This window comes from Prochlorococcus sp. MIT 1201, assembly GCF_047303415.1.
Classification (GTDB): Bacteria; Cyanobacteriota; Cyanobacteriia; order PCC-6307; family Cyanobiaceae; genus Prochlorococcus; species Prochlorococcus marinus_D.
Genome location: NZ_CP138947.1, coordinates 1,052,749 through 1,077,277 on the forward strand (window position 1 = coordinate 1,052,749; position 24,529 = coordinate 1,077,277).

The window sequence follows — 24,529 nt, forward strand, 5'->3', positions numbered from 1 at the left end:
GACAGATCCGGAGCCTTTCAAGTGCTCGGATGTAGATTCATTATAGATTGCTAAGAGTGATCTCCATGATTATGAGTCTGAACACCAATTAATAAATTCAACCGAAACAATGGTGGAATATTCAGGAGAAGACTCTCAAGTCTTATTTTTGATGTTCACCTGTAAAAAAAGTGACACTTCACAACAAAGAGTTTTGTTTAGCCAGGATTGTGGCATTGAAATAGTGGATTTCATAAGCACTGTTCACGATTTCAATTGAGATTTTGCATTTTGAGCTTATCGCCACATGCTGGATTATTGGAGCAAATCATTGTGGATCGGGCCTGGCATCCCACTCAATAGGGCATGCAAGCCTGATGGCGCGCTGAATAGATCTGACCATTAGATCTTTAATCTTCGCCTCTTTAGTCTTAGATTAGACTCGTTTATAGTCTGGTAATAAGTCTATAAAAGGATGAATGAGCCATGTTCCGTGTCTTGTGTGTATATTATGCGACTCTCTACTAGTCTCATTCCTAGACCTATTTGATCAGAAGGAGGTGTGGTGTCGTGAAGTCGCCCCCTGTTGCGAGATCGCTGCATGGTTAGTTTTCTTGCCCCCCTCCGCCCCACCACACATACCCCCCATGGGCGGGAGTGCAATACAGGAAAATCCTGCGTACCTGTGTAAAATGCAGTTACGCAGGCTTACAAAGTCTTTGATAGCAGGCTTTTATAAAGAGTAGTACTGTCTTTGGACGCTGCGTGGACCGATGAACAAGGTCACCTTGAGCACAAGTAAACCGGGGTTTTTCCAATAAACTCGTCGCACCGTTCGAGTTATTAGCGAATATTGAATCTGAGAATATTATTTTTTTCACTGATAACAACAGCAATAACCCATCCTTTCTCTACTTCGTCTTTTATGAGTCTTATTGGTAGTCTCGCTGTAAGTCTTTAAGAAAACATATGAGAGTTGCTTGCTTATGGCTTTGCCGTGGCTCATTGGCAGATGGAACTTTTCCCTATAGAGATATTTCAGACCATTTTTTGTATTCGATGTTTGAAGTTGGCTTAACCACAAAAGATTCTCCAAGTCTATCTACTATGTATATACATAGTCCCGCAATTAGACTAATACTGAGTCATAGAGTAGATTGTTGAGACTAATTGGGTTTCTCACGGTAGAGCTCTTTAAGCAATTGATATGCTTCATTTAGCCTTCTCATTGCCTCTGTTGAACCTCCAGCGTCCGGATGGATGGTTATCGCCTGAAATTTGTAGGCCTCTCGAATGGTAGAAAGTGTCATTGGTGCACCAGCATGCGATGGCAGCTTGAGTAGTTTGAGTGCTCCATGAAGTGTCATTGTTGATTCAAGTGTTTGGAACGAGGTGACCTGACGACTTCGTTTAAAGCGATTGACAAATCTGCGGATTAGTGTGGGCATTCTCTCTGAAAGGCTTTTGCAGGCAAACGGATCCTCCAAAATCCCCGCAACCACCATCACCAGCTCAAAGGTCGCCGGTTTAACCTGCCAACTTGAACAGAGTTCTGTCATCAGACGATTTGCTGCACTCCATGTGAACGGCCTTCCATCAGTGCCATCGACATGAAGCCATATGTCCCTTGCTAACCAGATCATTGCAGCTTCAACAACTGTCTCCCCTGGGGGATTTCCATAAAGTGATATCCAGTGTCGATTTGCGGCATTAAGACTTTCAATCACATCAGTCTCAGCAACTGTTGTAACTAAGGGCAAGTCCCTCGAATTCTCACCTGATTTGTTTTTTCCAAGACTTTCTCTAAGATTATCCGTTTGTTTACGCACAAAGCCTGGTAAATCAATCCCAACTGGATGTGTTGTCTTAACTTCATAACTACTTTCTACTTTGTTTCCCTCTGGCTTAACGCCAGGTCTACCTCTATCATTCGCCCCCCGCCCTATTAAAACCAGTGCTTTTGTCTCATCGTATTCGCTAGCTAAAGATCTAGACAATGACCCACTATCATCATTTTCGAGTGGAGCTTGCTCATTTATTTGATATAGTTCTCCAAACTTTTGATCATCTTGACCATTCTCTTGAGGGGTAAAAAGTTCTTCAAGTAAACGTACTAATAGATCCCCTCTAGCTCTTAACCCCCATTCCCTTTTAAGTTCATCAAGTCTTGCGATTAGATGATTTGGTAGTTCAACGGTAATCCGTCGCCTCGAATTGTCTTCGGACGCTTTCACTTGAACCCGATCAGCTGTTGGTAGCCTATTAGTTTTGCAGTTGATGCAACCATTGCTGTTGTGCCTTTATGGCTTCGTTGTAGTGTTTTCTAAGGCTCGAATTGACTCTTTGCGGATTGATAATTGCTGATGGCATAGTATTATTTGTACTAGGATTGGAAATGAGTATTGGTGGCATGTTGACCGGAGAATTGTGACCAATGGATTCATTCGTTAATAATTGCTTTTTGTTTGTGCTCAATTTGTAATTGTCTTGATGTCTTTGTTTCATCGAATTCCTGTTCATCTCAACAACCTTTGTTTTCACTATACGCTTTGGATCTAATGGTTGGGCATAATAATTATTACTTGCTGTCACAGGCAGCTTTACTTTCTTTGCCTTTCCTTCTTTCTGCATAGCCTGAGTATACTGTTCAACTGGAACAACACTTAGCAGATGCCCCGGTGTATTGTCTGCAGGATAGACTAAACTAATAGTAACAGGATTATCCTTTTTTGCTGTCAACTCTAGGTCAGATATAGGAAGACTTTGTCCTGAGCGTAGTCCTACATGAACTTCTTTGTATTTATTCTCAGTCTTGATTCCGATTGAACCACGAAATGCCGTGAATGGTTTCTTTTTTTCTGTTGCTGCAGGGTGGCTTAAAACTAATTGATGAGTGCCTGAGCCTTTTAGATTAAGGGTGATATCAAAACGTACCCCGTAAGTGCCTACATTATTGACGGCAGAATCAATCATGCGAGTTTCCAGTCGGTTGACCTGGATCTCTCTTGTGCCAAAATGATGTTTACGAGTACTGGTAAGAGGTACATGAAGAGCACCATGTTTAAGGTCATGATTTAGTTTAGCGGTATAGTGATCACCAATTGCTACTCCTGCTACACGCGAAAAAACCTTGCCCGTTTCAATTTCACCGATTCTACTGAGATAAGTACGCCCAGGCGCCAATCGCCTTGAATTAAGAATAGCGATCAGATTCTTTTCTGATGTGGCCCCTTCTGCTGCAACCACAGCTAATTGAAAAGGTCCGTTGCTAGTTCCACTAAGCAGTCCGTTGGCAATCCCTCTTGCAGGTATTTGTGTTGTGAATACAATTTTTTTAGTATGAGGTGGAATGACAATATTATCTGCTAACTTTCTGTCCAATTTACCTCGCAGCATCTGTACAGCTGTTGCATCCCCCGGACCTGTATTCCAGGGACGAGGTCCCAGGGGCTTCACACCCATAAGTTTATTCGAATGATAAGGAGCCTCAAAACTATTTTTAACTGAACCTCGATCAAATTTAAGTTCAATTGATGAATCTGTTGGATTGTTTGCTATTGCTGCAACAGTAAGCAATCCACGTTTTCGGCTGTTGCCAAGTTTACGTCTGTCGCGAGGATAATACTTATGATGAATGTGAATCCCGAACTTGCCGTCAAAGGTAAATTCTGCATTTCTTAATTGTTGCCCTGTACGGACGACTACTGCTGAGCCCGGAGCTGTATTAACAAGTATTCCTGAACCAACAACTGTCTCCGGCTGGTTGGAGTGGAGAACGGGAACTTTATTAAAGCTTCCATTGAGTGGACGTGCTGGCTGTCCAGCCATTAAGGGCACGTATGACCATGATGGTTTTGCGAAACCAATCTCACAGGCAAGAGTCGAGAGACTTAATGAGACTAGTAATGAGATCTTCTGTGACACCTTTAAGCCGGATGGATTTGTTACGTTGAGCGGCGAGAGCCTAGAGCAACTCGTCAATTCAAACCTAGTCACACCAGCCAACACCGCAAAGAAAGAAATTTCGCACTCTTGGCAGAATTTCGCGAAGATTCACCCAACTGTAGGAACGGCATGTTCTCTCCCTTTTGCCTCAGCTCAAATGTTGACTCGGCAGACCGTCGTCGTCACTATCAGAACAGGAAGCTTGAAATGCTTCTTTTCCTGCGTGATGGTCTAGAGCGTCGCCTGTCTGCAGTGAAAGCAGCTATAGAGACCTTGGAGCAACAGATCCAGAGGGATCAAAATCCTGCTTCCTGAGAGGGGAATCAGCGTCAGGAGACAACTCAGAGCAATCAACAGCCAGTCGCCGAAGCGCTCGCTTCACACGTCTTTGTACGGTCATGCAGCTGATCCCCAGGTAACTGGCTGTACTGCGAAGGCTTTCTCCTCTTAGTACTACGTGATCAACCACCGCAGACTCTTGGCAATCGAGCTTCTCTAGAGCATTCATAAGCATTCGTTTACGTTCCCTGTTGACCAGTTCACTCCACTGATCTTTATCAGCTGTTAGGAATTGATGATCGAGAGGGTACCAGCGTCCTTTCTGCTTGTAGCTCTCTATGGCTGTTCTATCGACTGCACTGAGCTTTTCAAAAAAACTGGCTCTGTCGATCAAGGTTGAATCTCTGAGAAGTGCCTGAGCTCGCTCCTCAACTCGTCTAGGTAATTTAACTGGTCCTACACTATCCCTGAGGTAGTGAAGGATGGCACCACGTATATGCGGTTTTGCAAAGGCTGAAAATGGTACTGATTTACTGGTTTGAAAGAATTGTGCTGCTCGGATAAGGCCTAGCATTCCGACCTGAGTGAGGTCCTCTTTGTCCTGTCCAGTACGAAAAGCGTAGTGGAGTGCTATTGGCCTAACGAGTTGCAGATGTTCTTCGATCTGCTTATTTCGACGTTTGAGTTTGGGATTCATCATTTGAACCGGAAGTGAAAAGCGGTCTCTTAGCGATAGCCTGTCCCTCTAGAGATCCATGTAATTGCCCTGCAGCACAACCGTAAAATCACTGAATCGTCTTGACCACGCCTTCTAGCAAGGCCTCAGGCCCATGATGATTAAGCCAGTCCAGATCAGATGTTTCTGTGGCTAGAAGGTAACCGGCAAATCCAAGTGCATTAATGCTGAAGCCTGCAATTCCCTCTCGGCTTCGAAGTATCAGTGCCATCCATTCCTTCGTGAGCAGCAAATTGTATGGTTGTCTTGGATGTTGATTCTCTGCCGGATTACCAAGTCCAATCTTTTCGCAAAGGGTTAGATAAGCTTGATAATGAATTTGAGCATCATGATTCTGTGCTCTAGCTGTTGCAGCACAGCATTGAGTAAGTTGACAGCTTTCCCTGGGTGAGGAGTTTACCAATGATTGAAACCATTCCTGTCGAGGACAACTGCGATCGTCGTCGCATCGTCTTAGCAATTGCAAGTGTCTGTGAGGTTGACTAGCTCCAGCCGTTGGAGAACTATTAAAAAACCAAAGCCCCTTGGTGTCCTGATCAACACTTAGCAGTGCCTCCCAGTCATCATAACTAAGCCAACCATGCTGAGGGGCCCATTCACGTGTGATCAACAACATGTGTCCCTTTTGAACCGGATATTTGTTGAGAATTAGCACATGTCTCATGCCAATTTCACTAACCTCCAAGCTTGGGTTCCAAGGTAAAAACGGGTTAGGTTTTGGACCTCTGGCTAGGAGATGAGATGGCGGGTGGCCTTTTAGCTTGCGCAGTTCAAAGGGTTCTCCTTGTCGTGCTCGAATTCTTGTGAGCTCGGTGCTGAGAGGTACCAGTGCACCATTGAGTTGTGCTGCAGTGCTGCGTTCAAGCGCCTGATCCCAGTAATGCTCAATTGCCACGGCTTTGTAGTTTGGCTAGGGAAGCACCTGTGTAATACCTAGCAAGAATTTCATTGAACTTCAAACCACTCCGTGCCAATTTCTGGGCCCCATGCTGGCTCATGCTGGCTCCTAGGTGGCCATGAGCTTGCAAACTGATGTCTGCCGTTGACGCATAAAGGCTTTCAACAATTCCTCCCTTGTAGCGAAGAACAATTCCCTTGGTGGCTTGAGTTGCTTGCGTAGAGCGTGATGTTTGGCTTGCTATCCCTCGGTATGCCTGCCAACGGGTGGTGTCACCGAGATGGAAATCCTTGTTCGCAGGTCTTGCGATATGGGCAAGCGCATAAGAACGTGCAGCAACCGCCTGAGCTTTAAGAGCCTCCATATTCCAAAGACTGGGCATTTCAGCACCAACAACAGAAGCGACATAATCCTCAAGCGAGAGTTGGTTAACCGCAATCCAGCCATTGCTCCGGTTAACTAAATAAACTTTAGATCTATAAGGCTGATTGTTGACTAGGATGCCGCTACTGGTTGTGGCAAAACATTTGATATCAGCAATCTGAGTATTCTTTATCTTCAACATATTATTTAGAGTATGCTCGTTAATAAGCCTCCCAGAGGGAAGTTTACAAAACCCTGAATCCTTTATTTTTATTTGTATTGGTGGATTTTGGCTAATCAGACCAACTTTTAACTCTAAAGACAATGAATCATCATCCTTAGAAGAGTGAAGTGTAGAATAGGTTGGTGTTTGCGAAGAAACGTTCTTCGAATTTTTTGAGAGTGATTTGTCTTCTTTTATGGCTTGCATACCCTCCAGAAATAGGTTCATAAGTTGATTTCTTGCTGTTCTTTGATGGTAACTATGAATTGAGATTAGAAGGATATTAATGACAGCCACGATCAGACCACAAGGTAGTATTACTTTTGAAAAATTGAGAAGATTATGACCTTGATTTTTCACGGAAAATTTAAAATCCTAGAATTTGCCCTGATTGGTAAATTAAAAATAAATTAATAAGATCACTTTTGCAGTTGAATGCGCAACTGTCAATCCTTTTAACAGTTTGATTCCATGATTTGCAGATCAAGCATTGAACACAGCCTAAAGATTGTATTAAAAAATCCATAAAAACTTAGAATTGGAGAAATCTGCCAATATTGTAATGATATTACAGATTAACTGCAAATCAATTCTTTGCCTATGCGAATGATAGCAGAATCTAGCTATTTTAGAGATCATTTTATGTTAAGATCAGAATCTATTTTCCGAAAGAGCATCTGACTATACGAATGCTTTGTTGGATCCACTTAAAAATTACAATAGACCGGATGTTTGAAATCTTTCACGAGCATCTAGTCTGGTATTCCTTAAAGCCAAATAAACTATAGCCGTAATACAACCTCTTTTGATTAGTGAACATTACATATATCTATAATTTATCAATAAAGATAATTTTTTGTATCTAACATGATGATAAGCCTATGCCTGGTTTATATCGGTTAATGTTTAGAGTAATTCACAAGCTGCGCTATTGTTAGTGCCTTTATTGAATATCTCTGCAAAGAAAAACTTTGCTTATGCAGTGCTTGCCTAGTAAATCTTTTTATTTCTGAAAGCCTTTAGAAAGGTTTAGTACAGCACTTAAATTGATCGAAAGGCAATGCTGCATCCAAAAGCCAGATCGAAATTGATTATTTACAGATATTTTTGCGGTTAGTGAGACGTGCTTAAACCAATCATTCAGCAAATGGTCAGAACCATGGTAATCAACGATGAGGCCAATGGTCATCGATGCGCCGCCAACGCCTTCACAAGCGTGTCAGTAGGCATCTATGGGGAATTTGCCGCAACCCCCCTTGAATAGCCTCCCTAGAGGCTCCCAGGGCCAATCTTGCTTAATGGCTATGAGATGTTGCAGGGAGGTCGCAAGCGCAGCTAATGGAACAAATGCCAATAATGCGTCTTGATCCGATGTGACCAAGCTTCACCAAAGATTCCTTGGCAAACAGTGTCAGAAAGATCGCATTGCCTTGCAGATCAATTGCTATCACTGACTTTATCGAGCTACAGCTCCTCCTTTTGAGCATAGGAGTCTGCCGAAGTAGTGGCACATTTTTCTTCGAGATGGTTGACGGATGACGGGGGGCAGGCGTTAAAGGTCAATCAGATATGCCTCCTCAATGGATTGGGAGTTCACAGAAGACGCCGCCTTCCTTGCTCTTTGCGATGCCTTTCGCGAAAGTGGTGAATCGTCGGCTATCGAGTTCCTCGCTAATGGGGAAGGTGCTTTTCACTTCCATGAACTGACCCAAAACGCTGCAGGCGAAGGACTTGACCTCAGCGACTCAGGTTCTCTAGACGATTTTCAACAGGAAGTGATCGATACAATGGAGGCGCTTTGCCAGGATTAGACCAGGCAAAAAGCTCACTTCTCATGGGATATATGATTGTCCTGAAATTGAAAAGCAGGATTCTTTTTTCAAATTGCTGAATAAAGGCTTTGCAGTTTAGGCACTGAAATATCTAGCCTTGCTGTGAAGAGTAACCAGAGCCGTTGTGCTCTGCTCAGGGTGTAGCTGATCATTTGGATCCATTGTCAAACCGATTAAGTCGGCTTTTAACCAATTCAATTGTTGGCGAGAATCGCCAACGTTTGGGCAGGCAGGGTAGCCGAATGAAAAGCGACTGCCTCTGTAGCGCTGTGCAAGTATATCTTGCAAAGTTTTAGGCTCGTCTGATTTAAATCCACACTCACAACGTATTAGTGAATGCGTCCATTCGGCGAGAGCCTCAGCCAGTTGAACTGCAAGTCCATGAAAAAAGAGATAGTCAGTATATGCATCTGATTCAAATAACTTCTGCGCAAAAATACTCGCATTCTCGCCCATTGTTACAGCTTGCATAGGTAAAATATCCTTAGGCAAGCCGCCTTCAAGGTCTCTATAGAAATCAGCAATACAATATCTATTACCACCTTTTTGGCGTGGAAGATTAAACTTGCCAAGCAAACTTTGGCCTTCACTATTGAAAACTAAAAGATCATTATCTTTCCGACCACAAGGGAAATACCCATATGCGACTCCAGGATGTAAAAGTGACTCGTTACGAATTCTATGGAGCCAATGTTGCAATATTGGTTCTATTTCATCATTAATATACTGATCATATTGCTCACGAGATTGATCCTTTCTCTTGCGTATTTGCCATTGCCCTGAAAATAAAGCGTTTCGGTCTAGATATTGAATGATCTCGTCAAGAGGAATTTTGTCTAGTTTCAGATGTTTTGAACCAAGGAATGGAGGAGTGACTGCGTCTTCTTGGCTGACTTTTTCAGAACGATTAGTATTAACTGCTAAATTAATATCTTGGATGTTCTTTTGGTTTTCCTCTTGAGGATCTTCGTCATTGCTTGAGTGAGGTGAATCAGATTCAGTAGATTGCCCTCCTAGTGTCAACCCATCAGGAGTGCCGTCAAGAAACCCACTACAATCATCCCAACGATCATTAGAAAGTGCCTTGACATAGGCGTCCATAAACCTTAGATCTGTAAATGCATCCTTGCCATAAATAAGCTTCCCTTTATAGACTTCGCTGCAATCGTGGTTTACAAATCTAGGGGTCAGAGCTGCACCACCTAATATCACTGGAACGGTAATACCAGAATCATTAAATTCCTGAAGATTGCTCTTCATGAATGCTGTTGATTTTACCAGTAGTCCACTCATGGCAATACAATCTGCCTGGTGTGTAATTTGAGCATTTATAATTGAAGCCGCGTCCTGTTTAATCCCTAAGTTAATCACCTCATAGCCATTATTTGTTAAAATAATATCAACTAGATTCTTGCCAATATCATGTACATCGCCTTTTACTGTAGCAATTAGGAATTTTGCTTTAGATGATTTATCTCCTGCTGATTTTTCCATATACGGTTCAAGGTAAGCAACGGCTGCCTTCATCGTTTGAGCTGATTGAAGAACAAAAGGGAGTTGCATTTTTCCTGAACCGAAAAGCTCTCCAACAACCTTCATTCCATCCAGAAGAAATGTATTGACAAGTTGTAGAGGCTTGTACGATTCCAAACCTTCATCGAGGGCTTCATTCAGGCCAATTCTCTCTCCATCAATAATGTGTTGCTTGAGTCGATCCTCAACAGGTAAATCAGCCAATGAAGGCCCTGAAGCACGCGCTTCCTTAGTGCTAACCCCCTCAAATAGACTCGTTAGCTCTGTTAAAGGATCGTAGGTACAGATCTCATTTTCAAAACGTCTATGGTCATTTATTAAGTCACGACATATCTTTTGTTGTTCATCACTTACTTTATTGAGAGGTAGAATTTTTGCAGGTGAAACTATAGCTGCATCCATTCCAGCATCAGTACAGTCATGAAGAAATACCGAGTTTAGAGTAATTCTGGCAGCTGGAGATAATCCGAAGCTTACATTAGAGACACCTAGAACAACATGTACTGCCTCTAGCTCTTCTCGAATTACTCGTATTGCTTCTATTGTCTCAAGGCCATTTCGCCTATCCTCTTCGATACCAGTTGAAATTGGCAGAGCAAGTGGATCATAGAATATTTCATGAGCAGGTATGCCATATTCAGTTGCATCACGATAAGCTCGTTTTGCAATCGCGACCTTTTGCATCGCTGTTCTTGCCATACCATTCTCATCGATTGTGCCAATGACTAATCCAGCACCATATTTTTTCGCTAGATCTAAAACCTTGAAGAAACGTTCCTCTCCATCCTCGTAGTTTGTGGAATTAAGTATACATTTACCACCTGCAACCTTTAGCCCTGCCTCCATTTTCTGCCATTCTGTTGAATCGAGCATCAATGGAAGATTAATGTTAGTTACGAGTCGGCTAACAAGTTGATTCATATCTTTCTCACCATCACGCCCGACGTAGTCGACATTAACATCAAGAACATGAGCATTCTCTTTAAGCTGCCCTCGTGCAAGACCAACAAGACCATCCCAGTCTTCACTATTCAATAGCTCTCTAACTTTCTTTGAACCACTTGCATTTAGACGTTCACCAATGATCAAAAATGAATTGTCTTGGTGATAGGGAGTAATTCCATAAATTGAAGCAGCTGATGGTTCATACCCGAAGAGTTGGCGTTGCTGTTCGTTTTCACCTTGTCGACATGGCCTTTGAGCAGCACGCATCTCTTTTGCAAGTTCTGCTAATGCAGAAGTGTGTTCTGGAGTTGTACCGCAGCATCCCCCTATGACTTGAACACCAAGATCCTCAACAAAATGCATGAGTTGCATTTTTAGTTCCAGTGGCTTTAATCTGTAATGAGCAACCCCGCCAATATTTTCTGGTAGACCTGCATTGGGGATGCAACTAATTGTAAAAGGTGAGTGTTCTGACAGATAGCGTATATGTTCCTTCATTTGTTCAGGACCAGTAGCACAATTAAGACCAAGAATATCTATAGGGAATGGTTCTAGAATTGTCACAACAGAAGCGATGTCTGACCCCAAAAGCATCGTTCCTGTGGTTTCCATTGTCACTGAAACCATGATAGGGCGACGTTCATTAGCTTTTAAGAATGCACATTCTATTCCTTGCAAAGCGGCCTTGATTTGTAGGACGTCCTGGCAAGTCTCAACAATAAAAAGGTCAACGTCTCCTGCTAATAGTCCCTCTGCTTGTTCTTGGAAGGAGTCACGCATCGTGTCAAATGCGATGTGTCCAAGTGTGGGCAACTTTGTTGTTGGTCCGATGGATCCTGCGACAAAACGAGGTTGATCTTTTGTGCTGTATTGAACTGCCATTGATTTTGCTAACTGTGCAGCTTGTCTATTCAGTTCAAATGCCTGGTCTTCTAATCCATATTCCGCAAGAACAATGGAAGCAGCACCAAATGAATTTGTCTCAATGACATCGCAACCTGATTCAAGGAATTGGCGATGCACCTCCTTAACTGCGTCTGGTCGAGTAACGACAAGATTCTCATTACATCCTTCTAGTAATGCACCACCAAAATCATCAGCACTGAGATTCTGTTTTTGCAGGGATGTACCCGTGGCACCATCAAATACAAGAACAGGACGTTCTGACGAGTGGAGGCGTGCCAAAAAAGCTGATTCTGGTCTGGTGATATCCAATGGTCCTGCTGTCATCCTGTCTCTCATGCTTTGATGCGATCCTAGATAGCCCCTTACTGATAGATCGGTTGCTCTTCTCAAGAATCAGTCATTAGTCATACAAATACGTGTTATCCAGTGCTCATAATCCTTATCACGTCCTTGAGTTATTTCGATTAGACGGTCTCGAAGAGCATTCATAATCGGTCGTTCTGTAGCCAATATGGTTGATTCAATCTGACGTATTGGCGTGATTTTTGCAGCTGTTCCGGTAAGGAACACCTCATCAGCAATAAATAGTTCCGTTTTGTCCACAGGGCGTTCAAGCACAGATAGGCCCATCACCCGTGCCAGTTCAAGGACACTGGCTCGCGTGATCCCTTCCAAAATGTCTTGATCAACACCGGGGGTAATCAACTGACCATCCCTGACCAGGAATAGGTTCATGCCACTTGCTTCACTGATCTTGCCTCTGCTATTGAGCAACAATGCTTCATCGAATCCACTTAAGACCGCTTCCGTTTTCGCGAGAGAGCTTGTGATGTAAGCACCACTGATCTTGCCTCGTAGCGGCAGTGAGCGATCCTCTTGGCGCGTAAAGCTACTGATCCGGCAGCTCACGCCTTCTGGAGATAGGTAGTCGCCAAGTTCTAGACCATAGATAAGGAAGTCAGTTTCAATATTGTGGAGTCGAGGCGCAATGCCTAGATCACTCGTGTAGACGAAAGGTCGTAGATAAATGGGAGTGGTTGGTCGATTCGCCTGCAACATTGCTTCAAGCGCTGAGAGAATTCTTGTCTCGCTGAGTTCCGTCAGCAACAATCGAGCACTTTGACTGAGTCTTTTGGCATGACGGTCTGCCCTAAAGAGCAACATGGTGTTGCTGTTTTGGGGATCAGGTATGGCACGCATGCCTCCGAAAGCGCCTGTGCCGTAGTGCAAAGCATGTGTGGCAACAGAAATCTTGGCCTCTTCGAATGGAACACAAGCTCCCTGGAACCAGGCATAAGGCAGGAACTGATGCATTACTTGGATAGGGCCCTAATGGCCAAATCTTCTCATTACCTCGTCTCATACGTGGCATTTTCCATCAAAGAATGAGCCAATGCATCGTTTAGCAAGCCTGCCAGGTGAAGGACCAGCCGAGGAGGTGCTCCTCGTTGAACAACCACAGGCACAAATCCTTCTACTGACAAGTGCGAGAACAGATATTTCTACTCTTGCCTCTGTTCTTGAATTTCCATCACAGCAGGCATGGAAGGGTCGTATTCGCGCGCTGCCTCTCGCCGCTCTTTCCCATCCAGCTCAGGTTGATCACTATCTCTCTACGACGGCAGCTAAAGCCCAGCTCATCGTTGTTCGCCTTCTTGGTGGTCGGGGTCACTGGAGCTATGGGCTTGAACAACTTGGGATTTGGCAACAACGAGCCTCGCCTCGTCAATTGCTGATTCTTTCTGGCACTACTGATTTGGATGTTGAGCTTCATTCCCTCGGAAGCCACCCCATCCCATTGGCTGATCGGCTCGCAGAGCTGATGCGTGAAGGTGGTGTGGACAACATGGTGATGTTTCTTCGAGTCATTGAGCAACTTCTCGTAGGCACTCCTATCGATCTTGATCAGATCGTGTTGAAGGCGATGGTTGACCCTTCACCTTGGGATTGGCGACATGAAGATGGGCCCAAGGTGGGAGTTGTGCTGTATCGCGCCCTTTCTCAGGCTGGAGATCTTGCCTTTCCAAAAGCCCTTAATACGCAACTTCGTGCACAAGGGTTAGTCCCGCGTGCTCTCTGGGTCAGCAGCCTTAGAGATCCTGCCGTTCAGCAAGGCGTAAAACACCTGCTTAAGCAACAGAACGTCGCTGCAGTGATGACGACCACCTCGTTTGCATCAGTGCAGTTTCAAGAAGCTGGGCTTGGTTCAGATCTATGGGAGGCCTTGGATGTACCGGTTGTGCAAGTACTCAGCAGCGGTCGCACCCGCAATGAATGGATCAACAGCAGTAGAGGGTTAGACCCTCTAGATCTTTCATTGCAAGTCGTTCTGCCAGAACTAGATGGGCGGATCACTTCTCGGCCTGGTGCTTTTCGTTCAACTGTGCAGGCGAATGCCTCACTCGCAACAGCTGTACAGGTCATGGAGCCTGATGATGACGGACTGGCATGGGCGGTCAGTCATGTAAAGGCGTGGATCAAGCTTCAACAATCTCAGCCAAACCAACGACGCATCAGCCTTGTTCTGGCCAATTACCCCGTCCGTGATGGGCGACTGGCTAATGGAGTAGGGCTGGATACTCCTGCAAGCACAGCGTCCATTTTGGGATGGTTACAAGAGAGCGGACATGACCTCGGTTGCAATCCGATTCCTGCCGATGGCCAGGAGTTGATGAAATATCTACTCAGATCGCGAACCAATGATCCAGAAAGTCAAAACCGTCAACCACTGTCATATCTCTCACTTTCACAGTATTTGAAGTGGTGGAAAACCTTACCAGTAGAAGCATGTGAGCCGATTATTAAACGTTGGGGGGTACCTGAACAAGCTGAGGATCTCGAAGCCGATGGTTTTGCTATTCATGGCATGCTTTTTGGCCAGGTCGTGGTATTGATTCAGCCGAGTCGTGGCTACGACAGCAATGAAATTACTGACCTTCATTCACCTGATCTACCACCTCCTCATCGATATCTTGCTCAATATCTTTGGATGCGAGAGGTACATGCAACCAATCTGTTGATTCACGTTGGCAAACATGGAAGTGCCGAATGGTTGCCAGGTAAAGGTGTCGGTCTTAGTCAATCCTGCTATCCAAATCTTGCTCTTGGAGCAGTACCACATGCTTATCCCTTCATTGTTAATGACCCTGGAGAGGGATCTCAAGCCAAGCGTCGTGGAGCTGCTGTGATTATTGATCACCTCACCCCACCCCTTGGTCGAGCCGGGCTTCATGGAGACTTACTTAGGCTTGAGTCTTTGTTGGATGAATATGTCGAGGCTACACAGCTTGGTGCGAAACGAGTACCAAAACTAGAGGAAGAATTGTTGAATCTTTTGCGCTTAAATAATTTTCCTGGGCTTCCCGAAGTCTTCGATAAATCAGAAAGTTGCCGTGATCTACTGATCACAAGTTTTGAACAAGCTGAGGCCTATCTTTGTGAACTTAAGGAGTCTCAAATTCGCACAGGGTTGCATCGCTTTGGTCAAGCACCATCTGATAAGAGTGCTATTGAACTTCTTCTAGCAATAGCACGGTCACCTTCTTCGGATCAGCCAGGATTAACACAAGCCATCGCAAGGCGCCTCGAATTGAACTGTGATCCCTGGTGTGATGAAGAAGGTGAGTTACTTTCTAACCATGACAGTAAAGTTTTAATCAGCTTTGGCCTTGATAAGGCTCGAAGAAAAGGCGATGCAGTGGCCTGGATAGAAGAACAAGCTTTGATGTTTTTAAATGTTCTTCTAGACAAAAAGCAGATTGAAAAGAGCAAGGGCAATGATGAAAACTTACTTGTAAGGCCACTACGAGATTGGCTCAAGTCTGCTAAAAGTGACCCCCTAATTTCACGAATCGAACATGATCTCTGGCCTCGCCTTATCACTAGTCCGAGGAAAGAATATGAAGCACTCCTCAAAGCTGTTTCTGGACGCCGTATAGCAAGTGGCCCTTCTGGAGCACCAACTCGTGGCCGCCCTGAAGTTCTTCCTACTGGCCGAAATTTTTATTCAGTGGATCTACGTGGACTACCTACAGAAGCAGCTTGGGACCTGGGGCAGCGAAGTGCTGAACAGTTGTTGGACTTACATCTACTTGAGCATGGTGAGCCACTAACTCATCTTGCTCTTTCTGTATGGGGAACAGCAACCATGCGAAATGGCGGCGAGGACATTGCCCAACTGCTGGCATTGATCGGTGTTCGACCTGTTTGGGATGGTCCCAGTAGGCGAATGATTGATCTAGAGGTGATCCCTTTAAGCCTGCTTGGACGTCCAAGGGTTGACGTGGTCCTAAGGATCTCAGGTCTCTTTCGTGACGCTTTTCCCCAACTTGTGAGTTGGGTGCATCAGGCTCAAAAACTCATCTCAAATCTAGAAGAAGATGAAAAATTTAATCCCTTGGCAGCAACCACGCGCAAGCACGGACCCCAAGGCAGAATCTATGGCTCTGCTCCAGGGGCATATGGCGCGGGGCTTCAAGCATTAATTGACTCTGGCTCTTGGGAGGATCGTTCCGATCTTGGTGAGGCCTATTTGAGCTGGAGCCAATGGCGATATGACGGTGCATCTAATCCAAGCCTTGATCGAGAGGGTCTTGAGCGCAGCTTGCAGGATGTGCAGGTCGTGCTTCACAACCAAGACAATCGCGAGCATGATCTCCTCGATTCAGATGATTACTACCAATTTCACGGTGGATTAGCAACTGCTGTGGAAGTGATCTCAGGTCAACGTCCTGAACTTTGGTTCGGAGATCATTCTCGACGGGAGCGTCCAAGGCTAAGTCGACTTGAACGGGAAATCGACAAAGTTGTACGTAGCCGATTGTTGAATCCACGTTGGATCGATGGTATGAAACAACATGGATACAAGGGAGCTTTTGAAATGGGCGCAAGTTTGGATTATCTTTTCGCTTATGATGCAACGACTGATCGTATTCCAGATTGGTGTTATAGCGCTCTATGTGAGCAATGGCTAGAAGAAAAAGATATTCAACGTTTCCTCCATGAAAATAATCCATGGGTTCTTAGAGATATGGCCGAACGCTTATTGGAAGCCGCAAACCGTGGCATGTGGGAGTCAGCATCGCTCGACAAGATAGCAATACTCAAACAACTTGTTTATACCAGTGAGGCTCAGATTGAATCAACGCCAGACGACTTTTTGCCGGTTAAATGATCCCCTGAATAATAATCATACTGATTTTTTCTCTAACCATTGTATTTGATGCAAATCCCACTTGACTTTTTAAATTTAAGTGTCAATATTGATAGCAGTGAGAACAATTTATCAAAGGAGAAATTGATGAGTAAATACCTTGCGGCTTATTATTTCCTCGCTAGTCGGCTCACTGCTAAGTCTGTAATGATTTCAAGCTCTGGATAAGCAATGCATCCAGTTGAAAAGGTTTAAGAAACTCATCATCTAACTAAAAGATTTATAAAGCAAGGCCTGGTATCTATTGGAAAATGAAAGCCTATCTTTTGATTCCACGACTAACTATTGAGATTTATTATTAATAAAGTCCATGATTTTTTTTATGTTGGCGGGGGTTATTAATGCCAAGCTAATACTATCAAGTAAAACCTACTTGTTGCCTTATTTGTAATCATGTTTCAGCGATTCTATTTATTACAAGTTCTTATCCTGAGCATGCAAAAAGACCATTGATCGATCAATATTTCCAAGCATAATCTGAAAACTATAGTCATGTTAATGAGCTAGATGGGATTTAGCGTCCGCTGAGGTCAAATCCATGAGTATCAGTGCCACATGTACGCATTAGCCCAAGACCCTTCAACTGATCATCGATTGCTTCACATATGAATGGTGTTGGATGCCAATTAGTCTTAAAGTCATAGTCATACCATGCCTCACCAGCATCGAAGCCAAGTTCAGCGGCTGCATCTATAAGAAGTTCATGCCGCACGCGGTATCGAGCTGGATGGGCTAGCACTGCCAATCCTCCGGCCTCATGAATCGCCTCTTTTACAGCTTTAGCCTGTAATGATCCCCCGGTTGCAGAGTTGTTTTGGCAATAGGTATGAAGAGCACGATGCCCAACCTCAAAGCCAAGAGCCAGGACATGGACAAGACAACCTTTCAACAAGCAACTGATTTCTAAACCACTCCAAAGTCTTGGAACTGGTAATCCTTGATTACTTCGCCTAGCAAGCCATTCCGTCATGGGATGATAGGCCTGAGTGCTGTGGTGATCTGTGATTGCTATATGTTGCAAACCTCTTTGGCTTGCTTGGGCAATTAAAAGCTCAGGCTCAAGGCTGCCATCACTGCAAATAGTATGACAGTGAAAATTCATAATATTTGGACAACTCTCAGAACTAACACCCAAGAGGATTTCACTTAGAGGATGAGGAACATTAGCCATTATTTAGCGGGCTTTCCAATTGTCGGCTAAGTCTTAATCGTCTCCATCGTGCATAAAACTGAATTGAAGCGGCCATAAACAGTACAAGGCCAACGATCAACCAAGTAGCTGCACCTGTTGGAAACTGGTTTTTGAAGACAACCAGCATCACTACTAACACTAAGAATAAAGTTGGAAGTTCATTTAGGGCACGAAGCTGACGGCCGCTCCAGCTGCATTCCCCGCGATTCAACTGACCCATCAGCCGATAACAGAAAATGTGGTAAGCGATTAGCCCAGCCACCAAAGCAATCTTTGCTTGCATCCAAGCTTGATTAAGCCAACTCGGTTGGGTGATTAGCAATCCAACAGCCATGGAAACGGCAAGAATCATCCCTGGAGTGGTGATTATATTTGCCAATCGACGCTCCATTAGCGTGTATTGCTCTTCAAATGCTTTTTTAACAGTTGGTTCCAAGTCAGCGGCTTCCACGTGATAGATAAATAAGCGCACAAGATAAAAAAGACCGGCGAACCAAACCACAACCCCAACAATGTGGAGGGTTTTAAACCACAGGTATGCCTCGGGCGGAAAAGTCATGGATAACAATTAGCAATCTGCTGAGATGAACAAGTAGTGAGAGTTAAAAAAAGTGATCCCTCTTGATCAGGCAACCTCCTCCAACGCCATATCGGCTTCAGGGTGGAAATAGGTCCAAACCTGTAAGGCAAGTGCTGGTCCAAGCCCTGGTGCCTGACTAATTTGCTGGACGCTAGCCAACTGAATAGCATCAATGGATTGAAAGTGGGCAAGAAGGTCACGGACACGCCTAGGACCAAGTCCAGGGATGTCTGTAAGCCGCGATCGGTTCATTCTTACCCCTCTTTGTTGGCGGTGATAACTCACTGCAAAGCGATGTGCTTCATCGCGAAGCCGCCTTAAAAGGACTACACCCAACTGATCAGGATCAGAATCCAATGGTTTGCTTTGTCCAGGTACAAAGATCTGTTCATGCTTCTTAGCCAATGAACAAACGACGAGATCCTCATGAAGGTCAAGCTCTCGTAAAGCTTCCATGGCTGATGAAAGCTGCCCCTTACCGCCATCAATCATCACCACATCAGGCCAATCATTGAGACCATCTGTCTGCAAGGTACTGCCACTGCAACGCTGCAGGTTTTCAAAATTGGATCCTTCTTGCTTCACCCTTGCCCAACGACGAAAGCGACGGCGCATAATCTCAGCCATCGCCATGAAGTCATCGCTATGGCCAGATTTGATACTGCTACTTTTAATTTTATACTTTCGGTAATGCTGTTTAGCGGGAAGCCCATCGATAAATACAACCTGTGATGCAACAGCATCACTTCCTTGGATATGACTAATATCATATCCTTCGATTCTTCTTGGTTGTGTCGTGAGTTCAAGCAACTGGGCTAGATCCTCTGTTGCCAATTCCTGTTGCTGCTGCCCACTCTTCGCACGCGATAGTTCAAATACTGCATTGCGTTCAACAAGTTCTATCAACTCTGCTTTCGCTTGGCGTTGAGGACAACTGATTTGAACACGCCGACCTCGGTGCTCACTGAGCCAATCAACTAGCAATTCTTGCTGAGGTAATGAGTATTGAACAAGAACTTCTGGCGGCACCTCTACAGCATCTACTTGACTGTAATGTTCTTCGATAACTCGCTGGAGTACACTTCCAAGAGTTTGATCGACTGCATCAGCAGTAAAGCCAAGACGATTAACAAGTTTACCTGCACGCATCTGAAAAAGCTGAACTGCAGCAACCCTATGATCACTTGCAATGGCAAGTACATCTCGGCTTACGCTTGAATCTGGCAAGCTCATCTTCTGTCCTTCTGTAAGTTGTTCTAACCCTTTAATCTGATCCCTTATATTAGCGGCTGACTCATAGTCCATTCGATCTGAATAGCGTTCCATTTGCTTCTCAAGCAAAATCTTAAGCTCTTGATTCCTGCCCTGAAAGACCATCGCAACTTTGCGAAGAACTTGATGATAATCCTGTGGTGTGATCTTCTGCTGGCATACACCAGGGCAACGTCCAATTGAATAGTTAAGGCAGGTGCGATCCTGGTGCAGTGGCCGTGGTCGTTGTCTCAGCGGGAACGAACGTTTGACTAGTAATAAGGTTCTACGTAATAGTCCTACATCTACATATGGACCATAGAAGCGATCATTCTTATTCCGGAAACGTCGCCTTCTTGTGATAAAGATACGTGGGTATTCCTCGCTCCATGTTATGCAAAGATATGGATATTTCTTGTCATCTTTTAACAACACATTGAAATGTGGTTGTTGATTTTTGATCAGGTTAGATTCCAGGACTAAGGATTCAGCCTCGCTATCAGTAACGATAAATTCAATTTCAGCAATTTGTCGCACCATCAATCGAATACGCGGCCCATGATCACTGCCACTTCGGAAATAACTTCTGACTCGATTTCGCAAACATTTTGATTTTCCCACATATAACAACCTGTCTTCTACATCACGCATGAGATAACAACCAGGTTCAGCTGGAATCTCCTTAAGCCTTTGCTCAAGTCTATTTTCATCCTTTAGAAGGATGGTGCGCTGAGAAGCGTTGCTCAAATTATTTTCAACCGCCGTATGACCAACCCGTTGAAGCGAGGTTAAGCGCATCCCCATCCTGATTTAGATGGGCTGATTTCACTTCTCCGACGAACACAGTGTGATCACCATGGACGACCTGGCCCACAAGAACACACTCAACCCCTCCAATAGCATCCTCTAGTAGGGGTAGACCCAATTCGCCATAACGAAAGGGGGCTGACTCAAAGCGCCCTCCCATCGCCGACTGAGGCTTGAAGAAAACTGCCGCAAGTTCTTTCTGATCAGCCCGAAGCACATTGAGCGAGAAATGCTTCGTTCGCTCAATGATTCCATGACTGCTTCCCTCTGATCGAACTGCCATAACAACAAGGGGAGGTTCGAACGACCCTTGGGTCACCCAACTTGCTGTAAAGCCGTTGATTTCATCACCTTCGCGGACTCCACAAATAAAAAGACCATGGGGGATTTTGCGAAGCAAAACCTTTTTCGCTTCTAGATCCAGTGCCATTGAGCATCTCATCAGATTTACCAACTCTAAGCAGCACCTCTCTGCATAGGATCGAGAAGTGGTTTGATTGGATCATGAGGGCCCTTTACCCAGGCAGCTTTGACCCTTTAACGCTTGGTCATCTGGATTTGATTGAGCGCGGCTGCGCACTCTTCGGCGAGGTTGTGGTAGCGGTTTTGAGCAACCCTGCCAAAACGTCAACATTCACCTTGCAACAGAGGTTTAACCAGATTCATGTGGCCACAGCACATTGCAAGGGTGTAAGCGTGATCTGCTTTGAAGGCCTCACAGTGAGCTGTGCTCGTCACAATCAGGTTGATCTGATCCTGCGTGGTCTTCGGGCGATGAGTGATTTTGAGTATGAGCTCCAAATTGCTCATACAAACCGCTCCCTGGCTCCTGATTTTGAGACAATCTTCCTTGCGACTGCTGCTCATCACAGCTTTCTCAGTAGTTCTATGGTGAAGGAAGTCGCCCGTTTTGGTGGCAATATTGATCACATGGTGCCTGAGGTGGTGGCACAAGACCTCCACAGGTTATTTAATTGAGCTTTAAAACTAAAACTGTGATGAGCGAGCCTAGGTTCACCGTTCTCGAACAGCTCGACCAACTCGAAGAGATAGTTCTGGAAGGCAGCCGTATCCCCTTTAGTGGCGCTCGCCTAGTGAATGAACAGGAAGCGATCGAAGTGCTTGATGCCGTTCGAGAGACCCTCCCTGGGCAAGTGAACCAGGCCGATCAGTTGCTCCAAAAACGTGATGATTTCATCACAACTGCGCGAAAACAAGCCGAAGAGATCGTTCACCAGGCCAATCAACAGCGCGAGCAATTGGTCAATGCAGCTTCCATTCGTCAAGAAGCGGAAAAACAGGTTGCCGAGCTTCGTGATCAGAGCCGTCAACAATGCGAACAGCTGCTACAAGCAACCAGGCAGCAATCTGTTCAGCTGGAACATGAGATGCAGTCGAAACTTGTTCAGCTTGAGCAGCAGTTCTCTAGCCGTCGACAGCAACTTGAGCAGGAGGCCCTGGAGCGTCGACAACAACTGGATCGTGAAGCCATAGATATCAAGAGGCAGCTGACCGAACAGCACGAACGCAACCGTCAACAAGCAATTCAAGAACTAGATCAGATCAGATCAGAGGGTTCACGACTCCAGAAGGAAGCTCAGAACGAAGCTGAACGGCTACATAACGATGCTCTTCAGTTCAGGCAGCAAACTCACCAGCAATGTGAGTCACTTATTCAGCGCAGTCGTCAAGAAGCTGCTGGTGTCCAGGACGGTGCAAACCGTTATGCCGAACAGACCCTTGGAGAACTTGAGCAGCGCCTCAAAGAAATCGCTCAAGTCATCATTGCTGGTCGCCAAGAGCTGGTGAAAATTCAAACTATTAGCAGTCATGACAGTCGCGGTTCAACTGACCAACACTCAGACAAGGCCGTGCCGATCAACCGGGGGCGTAGAACTACTTCGAAGTTGAGAGCGATGAAGAACACGGGCTGAAGCGTTGGGTAGCCTTCAACAACAAGCCGATTGTTCTATTTGGTGAGCTAGCGCCATTAGCTATTGCACTCACGTAGCGTGGACCATCTTCTGTCTCAAGAATTCCTGAGATAGAACGCACTCCATTGAGAGTGCCTGTTTTTCCCCAGAATTTCCCTTCTAGTGAAGTACCTCTAAACAGTTTGCGCAACGTTCCACGCTGTCCGGCGATGGCCATTGAGGCTTGATAGTAGGGAGCAAGAGGGTGATGACCCATTCGCATCAACAAAGTCGCCAAAGTTTGGCTGCTCATTCGGTTGTTCCTTGAGAGCCCGCTGCCGTCGGCTATGCGTAGTCCTGTCAGAGGAAGATTTTGTCGTTGCATCCAGCGCATAGCCTCCCTGGAGGCAAGCCTCACATCCCAGCTTTTTGCCGCGTGTCGAAGCAGCACCTCTGCTGTGAAGTTATGGCTCTCCGCATTAGCAAGACTCACCAAGGCATGCATTGGTGCGGAATCTTCCTCATGAAGAAGAACGGACTGGGCAGAACTTGTCTTCACCTGGTCGTGGTTGACAAGACTTAAGTGAGCGCTGCCCCCCTGCCGATGTATTTCGCGCTCCAGCAAGCGTTGTAAACGACCAATTGGATTGGTCACAGCCACATCAAGGGCATTGCTTGTTAGTGCAAGACGGGTGATCGGTGCTCCATAGGCATAAATGCGGTCAGCTGGGTGCCAATCACTAGGCCACCAGCGTTGTTGAGGCTCCTCACGGATCAGTAATTGGAGATCGTCATGGGAACGAAAAGTGCGCGAACCACCCTGACCAAGAGCTGCCATCGCAAAGCGTTGTATCTCTGTGATACCTAGATCAGGATCTCCTTCACCACTGATTTCAAGTACCCCATCAGGGCGTCGTAAAAGTTGGGTGCGCAACTTGAAGTCAGGGCCGAGCTTATCGAGCGCAAAGGCAGTTGTAATCAACTTCTGATTGGAGGCTGGAACTTTGGCAATAGTTCCGTTGATGTCTGCAAGGAGCTGACCATGACGATCTAAGACGCTCACGCTCCATGCCGATGAGCCTTGGCCGAGTAAGGATTTGAAACTCCTTTGCAAGGAAGGGCAGAGTCGCCCAGATTGAAGAGAAGGCCAGCCCTGGACGGCAACTGGAGGGGGTGGTGAAAGAACAGTTGGTGCTGCACTCACATTTGAACCGATCAGGATTCCCCCAGCTGCAAGAATTCGGATCAACAATTGAGAATGGTTTCTCTTAGCGATCTCGGAACATGCAGGGAGAATCCTCATTGAACACTGACACCACTCACGGTTCCGTTGATTCGATAGCTGGATCCCTCTAGCTCAACTGGTGTGCCAATTTTGAGTTTTGTTCCAGCTAACACAACTCCCGTCTTGGAGACTGTGCCGTCACCTTCAAGTATGAAGCGAGCATCAAGAACACTATTGGCAGCCAAATTGGGATCCGTTGCGATCACGACAGAGCCGTCTGGCTGGACCGCCACGAGCTTGCTTCTGAGGTCTTCGATGCCCTTAAGTTTCAGTGAACCGGCAGGCTGATTGCGAATAACGATACTGGTGCTGCCCTGGGCCAATGCAGCTTCGATCAGTGCATTTGGCTCAGCTGTAGGCACGTTGCGAACATCGACAGAAACCTTCACAGGCCTCATGACGCCTGTGGCCCTGGCCAATGAATGACTTAACTTCGGACTCCACAACACACCCCCCAGAGCGATGAGTGCCACGATTGCGGCAATCCCATCAATAGGGGTGAATTGTTTCAAAAGGGTTTGGCGACTCATAAAAACTCTTCAGAGCTGCACCATACGGAGACCGATCCGATTGATCAAGTCAACCATTGGTCTCTCAAGCGATGCAAACAATGAACTGATTACTGTTGTTTGCCTCATGTCCGCTTGATC

Annotated in this window: 17 protein-coding genes; 4 read left to right on the forward strand and 13 right to left on the reverse strand. The window is 45.5% G+C overall.

Features of this window, described 5'->3' with window-relative positions; genetic code table 11:
• Window positions 1–1,145: 1,145 nt before the first annotated feature.
• The 5 genes from SIB41_RS05085 to SIB41_RS05105 all read right to left on the reverse strand — a co-directional run bounded on the left by SIB41_RS05085 (window position 1,146) and on the right by SIB41_RS05105 (window position 6,783).
• On the reverse strand, window positions 1,146–2,213 hold the full coding sequence (locus SIB41_RS05085) for a molecular chaperone DnaJ (protein ID WP_413360959.1): 1,068 nt from the start codon (window positions 2,211–2,213) through the stop codon (window positions 1,146–1,148).
• Window positions 2,214–2,241: 28 nt separating this feature from the next.
• Window positions 2,242–3,807, reverse strand: a complete 1,566-nt coding sequence (locus SIB41_RS05090; protein ID WP_413360960.1) for a DUF3370 domain-containing protein — start codon at window positions 3,805–3,807, stop codon at window positions 2,242–2,244.
• Window positions 3,808–4,186: 379 nt separating this feature from the next.
• Window positions 4,187–4,903 (reverse strand): sigma-70 family RNA polymerase sigma factor, encoded by a 717-nt coding sequence (locus SIB41_RS05095; RefSeq protein ID WP_413360962.1) that lies wholly within the window; start codon window positions 4,901–4,903, stop codon window positions 4,187–4,189.
• An 85-nt stretch (window positions 4,904–4,988) separates the two neighbouring features.
• Window positions 4,989–5,834, reverse strand: a complete 846-nt coding sequence (locus tag SIB41_RS05100) for an ATP adenylyltransferase family protein (RefSeq protein ID WP_413360964.1) — start codon at window positions 5,832–5,834, stop codon at window positions 4,989–4,991.
• Entirely contained in the window at window positions 5,824–6,783 is a 960-nt protein-coding gene (locus SIB41_RS05105) for a SpoIID/LytB domain-containing protein (protein WP_413360966.1), read from the reverse strand. Before SIB41_RS05105 ends, SIB41_RS05100 begins: the two co-directional genes overlap by 11 nt.
• Window positions 6,784–8,003: 1,220 nt before the next feature.
• Between SIB41_RS05105 and SIB41_RS05110 the strand changes: the two genes are divergently transcribed.
• Window positions 8,004–8,234 carry a hypothetical protein gene (locus SIB41_RS05110; protein ID WP_011130108.1) on the forward strand — a complete coding sequence of 77 codons (231 nt, stop codon included), beginning with the start codon at window positions 8,004–8,006 and terminating at the stop codon, window positions 8,232–8,234.
• 96 nt (window positions 8,235–8,330) lie between these two features.
• Here the strand turns inward: SIB41_RS05110 and metH are convergent, their stop codons facing one another.
• Entirely contained in the window at window positions 8,331–11,975 is a 3,645-nt protein-coding gene (gene metH / locus SIB41_RS05115) for a methionine synthase (RefSeq protein WP_413360967.1), read from the reverse strand.
• A gap of 57 nt (window positions 11,976–12,032) precedes the next feature.
• Window positions 12,033–12,953, reverse strand: a complete 921-nt coding sequence (locus SIB41_RS05120) for a branched-chain amino acid transaminase (protein ID WP_063406875.1) — start codon at window positions 12,951–12,953, stop codon at window positions 12,033–12,035.
• A gap of 79 nt (window positions 12,954–13,032) precedes the next feature.
• On the opposite strand from SIB41_RS05120, the gene cobN reads away from it, so the two are divergent.
• Window positions 13,033–16,812, forward strand: a complete 3,780-nt coding sequence (gene cobN, locus SIB41_RS05125; protein ID WP_413360969.1) for a cobaltochelatase subunit CobN — start codon at window positions 13,033–13,035, stop codon at window positions 16,810–16,812.
• A gap of 553 nt (window positions 16,813–17,365) precedes the next feature.
• Here cobN and SIB41_RS05130 read toward each other — a convergent pair.
• From SIB41_RS05130 to SIB41_RS05145, 4 genes are all read right to left on the reverse strand, one after another.
• Window positions 17,366–18,022 carry a PHP domain-containing protein gene (locus SIB41_RS05130; RefSeq protein ID WP_413360970.1) on the reverse strand — a complete coding sequence of 219 codons (657 nt, stop codon included), beginning with the start codon at window positions 18,020–18,022 and terminating at the stop codon, window positions 17,366–17,368.
• Window positions 18,015–18,602 carry a protoporphyrinogen oxidase HemJ gene (hemJ, locus tag SIB41_RS05135; protein WP_413361402.1) on the reverse strand — a complete coding sequence of 196 codons (588 nt, stop codon included), beginning with the start codon at window positions 18,600–18,602 and terminating at the stop codon, window positions 18,015–18,017. Before hemJ ends, SIB41_RS05130 begins: the two co-directional genes overlap by 8 nt.
• 66 nt (window positions 18,603–18,668) lie before the next feature.
• Complete coding sequence (gene uvrC, locus SIB41_RS05140; protein WP_413360972.1) at window positions 18,669–20,672, reverse strand: excinuclease ABC subunit UvrC; 2,004 nt, start codon at window positions 20,670–20,672, stop codon at window positions 18,669–18,671.
• On the reverse strand, window positions 20,629–21,111 hold the full coding sequence (locus tag SIB41_RS05145) for a flavin reductase family protein (RefSeq protein ID WP_413361404.1): 483 nt from the start codon (window positions 21,109–21,111) through the stop codon (window positions 20,629–20,631). Before SIB41_RS05145 ends, uvrC begins: the two co-directional genes overlap by 44 nt.
• Before the next feature lie 74 nt (window positions 21,112–21,185).
• Between SIB41_RS05145 and coaD the strand changes: the two genes are divergently transcribed.
• Window positions 21,186–21,659 carry a pantetheine-phosphate adenylyltransferase gene (coaD, locus tag SIB41_RS05150; RefSeq protein ID WP_011130100.1) on the forward strand — a complete coding sequence of 158 codons (474 nt, stop codon included), beginning with the start codon at window positions 21,186–21,188 and terminating at the stop codon, window positions 21,657–21,659.
• A 20-nt stretch (window positions 21,660–21,679) separates the two neighbouring features.
• Complete coding sequence (locus tag SIB41_RS05155; RefSeq protein WP_413360974.1) at window positions 21,680–22,615, forward strand: hypothetical protein; 936 nt, start codon at window positions 21,680–21,682, stop codon at window positions 22,613–22,615.
• Here SIB41_RS05155 and SIB41_RS05160 read toward each other — a convergent pair.
• The gene (locus SIB41_RS05160) at window positions 22,578–23,897 is read right to left on the reverse strand and encodes a D-alanyl-D-alanine carboxypeptidase/D-alanyl-D-alanine-endopeptidase (protein ID WP_413360976.1); all 1,320 of its coding nucleotides are present in this window, start codon (window positions 23,895–23,897) and stop codon (window positions 22,578–22,580) included. The genes SIB41_RS05155 and SIB41_RS05160 overlap by 38 nt on opposite strands.
• A complete protein-coding gene (locus SIB41_RS05165) occupies window positions 23,894–24,409 on the reverse strand; it encodes a DUF4330 domain-containing protein (RefSeq protein WP_063420212.1) in 516 nt (171 codons plus the stop codon). Before SIB41_RS05165 ends, SIB41_RS05160 begins: the two co-directional genes overlap by 4 nt.
• Window positions 24,410–24,529: the final 120 nt, after the last annotated feature.